Source organism: Bacillus infantis, assembly GCF_020171945.1.
Taxonomy (GTDB): Bacteria; Bacillota; Bacilli; order Bacillales; family Cytobacillaceae; genus Bacillus_AB; species Bacillus_AB infantis_A.
Genome location: NZ_JAIVAP010000030.1, coordinates 39,381 through 50,290, shown reverse-complemented (window position 1 = coordinate 50,290; position 10,910 = coordinate 39,381). Strand labels below are relative to the sequence as shown.

The following is a 10,910-nucleotide window of genomic DNA, read 5'->3' as shown; positions in this document are numbered from 1 at the left end:
CAGGGAGCAAGCTCCCATCCGTCCGCTCGACTTGCATGTATTAGGCACGCCGCCAGCGTTCGTCCTGAGCCAGGATCAAACTCTCCATATAAGAGTAAGATTTAGCTCTGATAAAAAATCAAGATTAACGTTGACGTTTTTGTTCGTTCAGTTTTCAAAGAACAATCTCAGTCGCTCTCTTAAAGCAACTATATTAGAATAACATTTCTTGCAGTCTTCGTCAACAACTTTTTTCAAAACTTAAGTTGAAAGCTTCTGGCGAAAACGACTGCTCACCTATAGTAACACCGATCCTGTATACACGTCAACATCACAATAGATGTTTTTATACATGAAATTTATTCCATTTTTAAAGGCCGGCCGCTGTCTGCGGCCGGCCTTATATATATTATTGAAGGTTATTTCTTAATCGTAATAATATCTTCTTCTTTTATATCTACGCTGCCGGTTTTGTTAATAACAACCGTTTCGCCTTCAGCCAGATTAGTAAATACAATCGGCGTCATAATGGATGGCGCATTTTCTTTTACAAAATCCAGGTCGACCTTCAAGAGAGGCTGTCCTTTTTCCACTCTGTCATTTTCTTTAACAAGTGTTTCAAAGCCCTGGCCTTTCAGGTTGACTGTATCGATGCCGACATGGATCAGTATTTCGCGGCCTGAGTCTGAAAGAAGGCCCAGAGCGTGCTTCGTTGGGAACAGATTGACTATCTTTCCGTCAACCGGAGAAACGATTGTCCCTTCACTTGGAACGATCGCGAAGCCATCGCCCATCATTTTACCAGAGAATACAGCATCCGGAACATCTGTAATCGGCTTGATTTCTCCTTTAATAGGAGAAATAAAGATATCTTCTCCTTTGTGCTCCGTCTGCAGCGCTTCTGGATTTACTTCCTCAATTTGCTGCTCAACACCTTTTTCAGGGGCCTTTTCTACCGGACGCGGTTTTTTGCCGCTCATAATATCCTTCATTTGGCCTTTGATCGTTTCAGATCTCGGACCGAAGATTGCCTGAATATTGTTTCCAACTTCAAGTACACCAGAGGCACCGAGTTTCTTCAGACGGTTTTTATCTACATCTTTAATATCATTTACAGATACGCGCAGTCGCGTGATACATGCATCAAGGTGCGAAATATTTTCCTGTCCGCCCATGGCTTCAAGTATTTCGTATGGAAGATCTCCGCCTTTGCTTGCTCCTCCAGCCTCTTCCTCTTCTTCTTCAACATCTTCGCGTCCAGGAGTCTTAAGGTTGAACTTGCGGATCGCAAAACGGAAGCCGAAGTAGTAGATAACTGCAAAGACAATACCTACCGGGATGACAATCCATGCGTTTGTCTGAGGATTGATCAGACCGAACAGGATATAATCGATCAAACCGCCGGAGAAGGTCATGCCAATTTTTACGTCTAATAGGTGCATTGTCATAAAGGACAATCCGGCAAAAATAGCATGGATACCGAAAAGTACAGGAGCAACGAATAGGAATGAGAATTCCAGCGGCTCAGTAATACCGGTCAGGAACGAAGTCAAAGCTGCAGAAGCCATCAGGCCTCCGACAATTGCTTTTCTTTCCGGACGGGCTTCATGGTAGATCGCCAAAGCAGCTGCCGGAAGACCGAACATCATGAACGGGAATTTACCAGTCATGAAAGTACCAGCCGATAGATCTTGAACACGGTCCTTGATTTCAGCCATGAAGATCCTTTGGTCACCACGCACCAATTCACCTGCATTTGTTGTATATTGCCCAAACTCATACCAGAAAGGCGAATAGAAGATATGGTGCAGTCCAAAAGGAATAAGAGAGCGTTCAATAACACCAAACACAAACGCAGACAATGTCAGGTTGGCGTGAACCATGTTTTGAGAAAAAGCGTTAAGTGCAGATTGGATTGGAGGCCAGATGATAATCATCAAAAGCCCAAGAACTACTGCACTTGCAGCAGTCGCAATAGGTACAAAGCGCTTTCCTGCAAAGAATCCTAAGTAAGACGGAAGCTCAATTTCAAAGAACTTATTGTACATGGATGCTGCGAGAATACCTACAATAATACCGCCGAATACACCAGTCTGGAGAGTCGGTATGCCAAGGACATTGGCATATTCCATACTTCCTTCAAGGTCTTTTGCTTCTATCCCCAAAACGGTACCCATCGTTACATTCATAATCAGGTAACCGATGATGGCAGCAAGGGCGGCTACACCTTCCCCGCCTGCAAGGCCGACCGCAACGCCGACCGCAAATAAGAGGGCAAGGTTGCTGAAGACAATATTACCGGCGTTTTCCATGACGGAAGCGACCATTTCCACTCCGCCATTTTCCAGGAATGGTGCTAAATCCAGCAGCGCAGGGTTTTGCAGGGCATTACCGAAGGCAAGCAGGATACCTGCAGCCGGAAGAAGCGCTACCGGAAGCATCAATGCCTTGCCGACTTTTTGCAAGACACCAAAAGCTTTTTTAAACATGTGAATTCCTCCTTTTTTTATAAGCTCATAAAGCGTTTCCAATACTGAGCACAATTAAGCAGAAAGCAAAAAAGGCATGAGGAAAAAATAACTGAAAGAAGCTGTACAGGTGTATATTACCCATAAAACTTGTTTTCAATTATCTAATCACTCATGCCTGATCGTATCAGTAACACGTAATTATGATATCTATTTGATTTTCTTTTGAAGCCTCTGCAGGTGCATCGTCAAATACACCGCTTCTGCATCAAAAACCTTTTTTCTCAATGCTTGCTGCATCACTTTAATGAGCTTCCAGGAAAGATTGTAACACACAGGATACTCTGACTTCAAGAGGTCTGCAATTTTTTCTGGCTCTTCCACCTGCTCGCCGGTATGGACCCTCTCGATTGTAAACCTTAGATGCCGGACAAGCCTCATATAATCAATGCTTTCTTTATCGATTTTTATATCAAGCTGCTCTTCAATCATATTAACCAGATGGGTCACAAGCTGCGAGTGCTGGTTGACCTCTGAAAGATTCCGGTTCATGACGGCACTGTGGATATGGAGGGCGATGAATCCAACTTCCCCTTCAGGCAGGTGCACCCCCGCCCTTTCTCCAATCAGCTGGACAACATCCTTGGCGACATCATACTCAAAAGGATACAGCGCTTTCGTTTCAATCAGGAAGGGATTTCGCATTTCCATGCCAATGGACAGCCTGCTGACAGCGAACATCAGGTGGTCGGTCAGTGCCACATGGATATGCTCATTCAATTCTGAGTTAGTCCGCTGCTTGATCAGTTCAAGAGAGGAAATGATAACATCCAGCAGCTCATTGTCCACATGCGGGAGAAGCTTAATATAGTTTTCCTGCTCTTTTTCATTCTTCAGGATAAAAAGCTTTTCGACGGAAGCTTCATCAATAAAATCACCTTTCTTATGGCTGAAGCCAATTCCCTTTCCTATGAGGACAACCTCGCCGTGTTCCCGGTGATGGCCGATCAGTACGTTATTGTTTAGTGCCTTTTTCACTTCAAGCGTTTTCATATCCTCTTCCTCTTTTCAGTCTCCATCAAGTAGTTTCATGTTATAAAAGACAAAATCGGAAGTCAATAAAAAGAAAAGCGGAGGGCGCTTGCTCAGCCCCGACAAGCATAAGACGAACAGAGCGAAAGGTTGTTCTTTAACCTTTTGATCTGTTTGGCTTATGACTCGAGGGGCTAGCGCCCGGAGCTGGACAATAAGAAAAGCGGAGGCGACTGTTCAGGTGCGACAAGCATAAGACGAGCAGGACGGAAGGTTGTTCTTTAACCTTCTGGCCTGATTGGCTTATGACTCGAGCACCTAGGAGCCGGAGCTGGACAATAAAAAAAGCGGAGGGCGCTTGCCCGGACCCAGAAGCCCTCCATTACAAAAAATGTATCTTCACTTTCCCTATACACAAAAACAAAAAGAGCCCCCCTAAAAGGAGGCTCCCCAAATGATTATTTCAAGAAGACAAAGTAAAGGACAAACACTGCAAACAGAAAGTACATGATCGGGTGGATCTCTTTAGCTTTGCCTTTTACAATCATGGTGATTGGGTAAAAGATAAAGCCGATTGCGATTCCGGTTGCAATGCTGTACGTTAGCGGCATGGCTATGATCGTCAGGAAGGCTGGAACGGCGATTTCGAATCTCTTCCAGTCAATCTGCCCAAGCGATGATACCATCAGGACGCCCACAATGATCAGGGCCGGAGCTGTAACTGGCGCTGTGATTACATCGAGCAGCGGGAAGAAGAACAGTGAAAGCAGGAAGAATACAGCCGTCACAATGGCCGCGAATCCTGTCCTTGCCCCGGCAGCCACCCCAGCGGAAGATTCAATATAAGATGTTGTTGTTGAAGTTCCAAGTATGGCTCCCGCTACAGTGGCACAAGAGTCAGCCAGCAGTCCTTTGCCTGCGCGCGGAAGTATATTACCCTTCATGAGACCTGCCTGGTTAGCAACCGCGACGAGTGTTCCTGCTGTATCAAAGAAGTCAACGAACAGGAACGTAAGAACAACGACCAGCATTTCGGTCGAAAAGAATGAACTGTCGCCAAATGCTGTAAAGGCAGCTCCGAATGTAGGCTCAAGGCTTGGTACAGCCCCTACAATTTTTTCAGGAGCATTGATCAGTCCGAAAATCATACCGGCTAGAGCAGTCACTGCCATCCCGATGAAGATACCGCCCTTGACGTTTTTTGTCATTAGAATGACCGTAATAACAATACCGAAGATGGCCAAAAGGACATTTCCGTCTGAAAGATCGCCAAGCCCGAGCAGGACAGCATCATCATTGACAATGATCCCGGCGTTCTGGAACCCGATAAAGGCGATGAACAGCCCGATTCCCGCTCCTACTGCAAACTTCAGTTCAGCAGGAATGGCATTGATTATTTTTTCCCTGATGCCCGAAAGCGTGAGAAGTATGAAAATCAGACCGGATATGAGCACTCCGCCGAGTGCATGCTGCCAGGAAATCCCCATCGTCAATATGACTGTATAGGCGAAAAAGGCATTCAAGCCCATCCCCGGCGCAAGGCCGATCGGATATTTAGCAATCAGCCCCATTAAAATTGACCCGATGGCAGCAGCAAGGGCTGTCGCCACGAAGACTGCACCCTGATCCATCCTCATGCTGTCAGGAAGATCCGGAACCGACTGCAATGATAATGTGAGCGGGTTGATGGCCAGGATATAGGCCATTGATAAAAAGGTAGTTAATCCGCCGATGATTTCGCGGCGGTAATTCGTGCCAAGCTCTTCAAATTGGAAATACTTTTTCATTCTTTTCCCCCCTAGTGTAAAAAACCAAATAAAAACGCCCGCCGGTTTCCGGGAGCGTGACAACAGGTTCCTGCCTATAGGGGGAATTTATAATAAGTTCTGTAAAATGATCCCTATAAACATTTACCTCGTAGTCAAGCTATTTACGGCAGCTCGGTAGAAACTTTCAGGCCATATCCCTGATATTATACGACGTAATACGACATATTCAGTTCTTCTTCATTTTAGCAGGAGCTCTATTTTCAGTCAATAAAAAAACGAACATTTTTCATGTTCGTTTTTCTATCGTTCGTATTTTTACTCCCACTCAATTGTTGCAGGCGGCTTACTTGTTATATCATACACAACACGGTTAATATGATCCACTTCATTGACGATTCTGGTGGATATGATCTCCAGCACATCCCACGGCACCCTTGCCCAGTCTGAAGTCATTCCGTCAATAGAGGTTACCGCGCGGATACCGATTGTATAATCATAGGTACGGGCATCACCCATCACTCCTACGCTGCGGATATCAGGAAGAACAGTAAAGTACTGCCAGATATCGCGGTCAAGCCCGGCCTTCTTGATTTCGTCCCGTAAGATGGCGTCTGATTCCCGAACAATTTCAAGCTTTTCGTCTGAAATTTCTCCGAGTACACGGATTCCGAGGCCAGGCCCAGGGAATGGCTGCCTCCATACCACTTCATCCGAAATGCCCAGCTCAGTGCCCAATGCCCTGACTTCATCCTTGAATAAAGTATTCAAAGGCTCGATCAGTTTAAACTGCATATCTTCCGGCAATCCCCCGACATTATGATGGGACTTGATCGTCTGCGCAGTAGCAGTGCCGCTTTCAATAATATCGGTATACAAAGTGCCCTGGGCAAGGAACTCAATTCCTTCCAGCTTGGCCGCTTCATCATCAAACACATAAATGAATTCGTTCCCGATGATTTTCCGTTTCTGTTCCGGGTCGCTGACACCTTTCAGCTTGTTGAGGAAGCGGTCTTTTGCATCTACTTTAATGACGTTCATGTTGAAGCCTTCAGAGAAGGTCTTCATAACACTTTCGGCTTCCCCTTTCCGGAGCAGTCCATGGTCGACGAAAATACATGTCAGCTGATCGCCGATCGCTTTATGAATGAGGACAGCGACAACTGAAGAATCTACCCCGCCGCTTAGTGCGCATAAAACCTTCTTGTCACCGACAGCCTGGCGGATTTTTTCTGTCTCGATTTCAATGAAGTTCTCCATTGACCATTCGCCTTTGCAGCCGCAGACACCAAAGACAAAGTTCTTCAGTATATCATTTCCATATACAGAATGGCGGACTTCCGGGTGGAATTGAACCGCATAAAGCCCGCGCTCTTCATTGCTCATCGCAGCGATTGGGCAGGAAGGATTGATTCCATCAACAGAAAAACCTTCAGGTGCTTCTGTAACAAGGTCCCCGTGGCTCATCCAGACTGTCTGTTCATTCGGAAGTCCCGCAAAAAGCTTTGACTCATGTTCCAGTGTCAGAACAGCCTTGCCATACTCTCTGTGCTTCGCGCGCTCTACTTTGCCTCCGAAGTGCTTGGTCATCAGCTGCATTCCGTAGCAGATGCCGAAAATAGGCAAGCCAAGCTCAAAGATCCTTTCATCGCAGCCGAAGGCATTTTCGCCGTATACACTGTTTGGACCGCCAGAGAAAATGATGCCGCTCGGGTTCATTTCCTTGATTTCTTCTGCTGTGATTGTGTGGGGATGCAGCTCGCTGTATACCCCAAATTCGCGGATCCTTCTAGTTATCAGCTGATTATACTGACTGCCAAAGTCAAGCACGACAATCATTTCCTGGTTTTGCAGTTCTGTTTTCCCCGTCAAATCTGTCCACCTCGGTTATGTTATTTTTTCTTATCCTGCTCTCCCGTCCCTTGCTTTAACCGCAGTCCGAGACAGCATTCCTTATCTCCAGCTCCATATATCCGGTTATCGTTGTCCAGCTGGCTTGCCGTATGCCTGTCCAGCAATCGCCAAGTCAAAAAAAAAACCGGAACTCTCCTCCGCAAATACGCTGAAGGCAGAATTCCGGTTTTTAAGCATAAATGCCATAAAACACTATATAGAATGACCTGCCTTCATAGTCAAGTCATTTAAGGTGACCTGGTAGAGACTTTCGAACCGTATTATCGAGGATATATGAAGGTGCATATTAAATTATGATTCTCGTGAACATTGTATCAACAGGTCATTTTTTTGGTCAAGCTATTGTCTTTTTAATTAAATTTTCCCACAATTCCCGCATCTCTTCCCAGCGTCCTTCTTCAAGGCTGCCTCTGTACAGGACCCTCTCGTACTGGGCAGTGATCCTGCTCATTTCCTGTGTAGAGAAGAAACGATCGATATAAGCAGCATACTCCCTCAGCGTCTGGTCCTGTTTCCTCTTCAAGCCGTAGCGTTCAAACTGTTTGAGCAGAGTCAGATAAGCTGAAACAAAGCGGCCATCCTTCTTTTTCATCCGCCTGAACTTCCAGATGAAATAGGCCGGGAGCCATCTGGACCTTTTCAGGTAAGCCGCCGCTGCGCCCGCAGCAAGAAGCAGCAGGATCAGAGACAGCGTCTTCCAGGAGCCAGCGAAGAATCCTTTTATCTTTACACCCAGGTCAGCCAGCGTAAAGGATGATGCCGTATCGCTATTTTCCTCCGGAGATTCGGGAGCAGCCGGCTCTTCTTCCGGCTGGGCCTCAGTTTCTGCCGTATCCGTTTCAGCTGTGTCTGATGACTGAGTGTCATAGGAATACTGTACATTATTTGAAAAGCCCTGTGTCGGCTCAAAAGGAACCCAGCCAATCTCAGGGAAGTAAACCTCCACCCAGGAATGGGCATTATTGTTCGTGACTTCAAAAACCCTGCTTGTTGCGCTTTCCCTTGCCTGGTATTCTCCTTCTGTATAGCCTTTCACCCATCTGGCAGGGATGCCGAGGCTGCGCACAAGTACGACCATTGAGGAAGAGAAGTTATCGCAATAGCCCCTTTTTGTATCAAACAGGAATTGATCCACATAGTCGTCGCGGGCACCAGGAACGGCTACCTCCGTCTGGTCATAGGAAAAGCCTGACATCCTGAAGTAGCGCTCTATCTCTCTTGCCTTATTGAACCAGTTCGATTCTTTGGCTGTTATCTCCACTGCCAGCTCTTTCACCCTTTCAGGAAGATTATTAGGCAGCTGGGTATACCTCTCAAGGAAACCGCCGTCCAGGGTCTGGGTATCCCCGGACTCCTGGAGTGCAGAAACACTGTATTTCGGCACCTCATAGCTCACACTGTATTCCTTCAGGGGCATCGGCTGGACAGCATAGACTTTTTCAATAGCCGGATCAAGCTCAAAGCTCACATCCCCTTTGGGCTGTATGCTCTCAACACCAAGCGGGTATACAATATGCGGAGATGATTGATACAGATATACTGAACTTGTCTCCGGATTGGTTGTCATCCCCTCTCCAGAAAAAGAGGAAATCGGCACTTCATCTTCCTCAGTGAACGGAATGCGCTCTTCCCCTTCTTCAGAAGCAAGCCATCCCTTGCCTGTATACACATCCTTTGTTTCAACCTTCCAGTAATGGCGCGACTTCACTTCAGTCCGGAAAACAACCTGGTTGTCTCCAATGAAGGGTCCGCCAAGCCTGGAATCATCGACTCCATAGCCTACCCTTGCAACAGAACCGCCTGGTCCGTCCCCGCTGTTTTGGCCATATGACTTTATATACGGAACAGGATCGGGCCAAATAGGCGCTGCCTTGGGAGCGGCAAGGCCGACCGCCACACTCAGGGCAATCATCACCGCAAGCGGGGCCATCCATTTTCTCGAGAAAGTCCTCTTTTTCAAGATCGTCTCCCGCTCCATAAGCCTGTGGAATGTCAGGATCCCCATCACACCGAATCCGGCGATTACAGTACGGACAATGGCGCCGTCTGCCTGGTAGGGAGTAAAGGTATCAAGCACAGTGATATAGGTCAGTGTCATAAAAAAGAAGATAAAGATCTGCCTTCTATTGATCAGCCAATATTGAAGCAGATAGGTCATCAGCCAAATCAGTACAAAGAACAGAAGGCTTCTGAACAAATCCGTGAGCTGCGGCCATTCAGCTGCCGACACAAATCCCAGATTTTCTTTAATCTCCATGAAAAACGGCAGCACCCATTCCGGTGAAAAAAAGGCTCCCTCATAATAAAGATAATGCAGGGAATACAGGATATACAGGCATTTGACAAAGCCGCTGACCACCATATTTACATGAAAATAATACATCACAAGGCCGAGAATAATGAACAAAATAAACACAAGGATGTTAGATGTATCTGTCAGCTGCTCAAGCGGGCGCATCCACTCCCACAGAAGCAGGAATCCGAACATATATAAAATGACAGAAGTCATGGTGCGTCTGTTCTCATCTGCCCTCATCCTCTATTCACCTCCGAAAAAGCCTCCGAAAATTGGCCTTCGTGGACAAGCACAACCTTAACCCCGCGCGCATTGGCAGAAGCCCTCAGTGCGATTTCCTCCTTGGCTGCGGCCTCTCGCTCATTTTTCAGCAGAAAAATGGTGACGGCATTCTTATTGGAAGCATAGTAACTGGCCTTTTCCACCAGCCGCTTCGTCAGCTGGGCCGTGATCAGCATGAGCGAGACATTCTGCTGGGCGAGAAAATTCTCCGTTTCCAGCACCCGGTCAAAGGAAACCGGACAGTCATCCTTCACTTTCGCGAGGTGGTAAAAGAGCTGCTGCTGCTGTCCTTCCCCGCCTCTGACAGGAAATGCCGCCCTTTCTGCACCCATCGTGATCAGACCGGTCTGGGCACCCTTGCGGATGATACCCCTGATGACTGAGGCTGTAAATGATACAATCCCCTCAAACCTTTCGTCAGGGGCGCAATCCATCATAATATACACGTCATGTGATTTCCGCTGCTCAAATTCCTTTGTCATGATGTCATTCCGCCTGGCGGTCGCTTTCCAGTTGATCCAGGAAAAACGGTCTCCGGGCTGATATTCCCGAATCCCGACTGCCATGGAAGTATCCCTCTGGACCCGCTCCTTCGATGCAGTCATTCCCTGGTCATAATGATTGTCGGCCGGCTTATAGATGAGCTCTTCATAAGCAGGATAAACCATGATCCGGCCCTCCAGCTCTACAAGCTTCTCTTTTTCAATCAAGCCGATCGGGTCACCCGTTTTCAGGCGTATATTCTCGAAGATATGCTCGCCGCGCGGCAGTCCATCCACTTCATACTCAAAAGATACCTCCCGCTTGAACCAGGGAAAAACAAAGGATTTTGCCTTATTCCCTTTTGAGGAAAAAGACAGCGCCTCATTCAGGCAGTCCTCGGCAATGAGAAAAAATAGCGGGAAAGAGTTGTCCCGCTTCAATGTGATTTTTACCTTCAGCTTTTCACCGGCATTATAATCCGTCTTTACAAGATCCCTTTCAGCCCGAAAGGTGCCGACTGAATAAAAGGACAGAGCAAGTCCGTACAGGGCAAAAGGAAGGAAGCTGTAAAAAAGGAACCAGCTCACAAACCCTCCCTGGAACATCGCATAAGAAAATGTGGTCAGAATGAGGAGAAATAATACAATCAGCTTCCAGACATTTTTGCCCAGATGTATCAGCTGCTTCATC

7 protein-coding genes, 1 rRNA gene and 2 riboswitches are annotated in these 10,910 nt (G+C 46.9%); all 8 genes read right to left on the bottom strand.

Annotation, left to right across the window (positions count from 1 at the left end):
• Positions 1-91, bottom strand: a 16S ribosomal RNA gene (locus LCM00_RS23755); the annotation flags it as partial.
• A 307-nt stretch (positions 92-398) separates the two neighbouring features.
• Complete coding sequence (gene ptsG / locus LCM00_RS23750; protein WP_224906657.1) at positions 399-2,468, bottom strand: glucose-specific PTS transporter subunit IIBC; 2,070 nt, start codon at positions 2,466-2,468, stop codon at positions 399-401.
• 189 nt (positions 2,469-2,657) lie between these two features.
• Positions 2,658-3,500: a glucose PTS transporter transcription antiterminator GlcT gene (gene glcT / locus LCM00_RS23745; protein ID WP_148951072.1), complete on the bottom strand. Its 843-nt coding sequence runs from the start codon at positions 3,498-3,500 to the stop codon at positions 2,658-2,660.
• Between the two features lie 437 nt (positions 3,501-3,937).
• A complete protein-coding gene (locus LCM00_RS23740; RefSeq protein ID WP_224906655.1) occupies positions 3,938-5,266 on the bottom strand; it encodes an NCS2 family permease in 1,329 nt (442 codons plus the stop codon).
• A gap of 111 nt (positions 5,267-5,377) precedes the next feature.
• Positions 5,378-5,479, bottom strand: a riboswitch (purine riboswitch).
• A gap of 84 nt (positions 5,480-5,563) precedes the next feature.
• The gene (guaA, locus tag LCM00_RS23735) at positions 5,564-7,084 is read right to left on the bottom strand and encodes a glutamine-hydrolyzing GMP synthase (RefSeq protein ID WP_224906659.1); all 1,521 of its coding nucleotides are present in this window, start codon (positions 7,082-7,084) and stop codon (positions 5,564-5,566) included.
• 53 nt (positions 7,085-7,137) lie between these two features.
• Positions 7,138-7,275, bottom strand: a complete 138-nt coding sequence (locus tag LCM00_RS23730; protein ID WP_224906653.1) for a hypothetical protein — start codon at positions 7,273-7,275, stop codon at positions 7,138-7,140.
• 79 nt (positions 7,276-7,354) lie between these two features.
• Positions 7,355-7,456, bottom strand: a riboswitch (purine riboswitch).
• A 37-nt stretch (positions 7,457-7,493) separates the two neighbouring features.
• Positions 7,494-9,695: a DUF4129 domain-containing transglutaminase family protein gene (locus LCM00_RS23725; protein ID WP_224906651.1), complete on the bottom strand. Its 2,202-nt coding sequence runs from the start codon at positions 9,693-9,695 to the stop codon at positions 7,494-7,496.
• Positions 9,692-10,909 carry a DUF58 domain-containing protein gene (locus tag LCM00_RS23720; protein ID WP_224906649.1) on the bottom strand — a complete coding sequence of 406 codons (1,218 nt, stop codon included), beginning with the start codon at positions 10,907-10,909 and terminating at the stop codon, positions 9,692-9,694. Before LCM00_RS23720 ends, LCM00_RS23725 begins: the two co-directional genes overlap by 4 nt.
• Position 10,910 lies beyond the last annotated feature (1 nt).